The 575-nt window shown below is 65.2% G+C and carries 1 protein-coding gene; it reads right to left on the reverse strand.

The genetic code is table 11. The annotated features are described in order from the left end of the window. On the reverse strand, window positions 1–575 hold a 575-nt coding region (locus CXZ10_RS21240; protein ID WP_245412980.1), incomplete at both ends, for a GTP-binding protein.

Below are 575 nucleotides of genomic sequence, written 5' to 3' on the forward strand. Positions count from 1 at the left end.
GTCGTCTTGACGGTCGGACGGATGCCGACGATCTCGACTTCCTCGCCCACCTTGACGATGCCGCGCTCGACGCGGCCGGTCACCACCGTGCCACGGCCGGAGATCGAGAACACGTCTTCGATCGGCATCAGGAACGGCTGGTCAACCGGACGGTCCGGCTGCGGGATGTAGGCGTCGACTTCGCGCATCAGCTCGAGGATGGCGTCATGGCCGAGCTTCGGGTCGCCGCCCTCGAGCGCAACCAGAGCCGAACCCTTGACGATCGGAATGTCGTCGCCGGGGAACTCGTAGGACGACAGAAGCTCGCGCACTTCCATCTCGACCAGCTCCAGAAGCTCCGGATCGTCGACCATGTCGCACTTGTTCAGGAACACCACGATCGCCGGAACGCCGACCTGACGGGCGAGCAGGATGTGCTCGCGGGTCTGCGGCATCGGGCCGTCGGCGGCCGAAACCACCAGAATCGCGCCGTCCATCTGCGCCGCGCCGGTGATCATGTTCTTCACATAGTCGGCGTGGCCTGGGCAGTCGACGTGCGCATAGTGACGGTTCTGCGTCTCGTACTCGACGTGCGC

The sequence above is a fragment of the Pleomorphomonas diazotrophica genome (assembly GCF_002844595.1).
In the GTDB taxonomy this organism is placed as follows: domain Bacteria; phylum Pseudomonadota; class Alphaproteobacteria; order Rhizobiales; family Pleomorphomonadaceae; genus Pleomorphomonas; species Pleomorphomonas diazotrophica.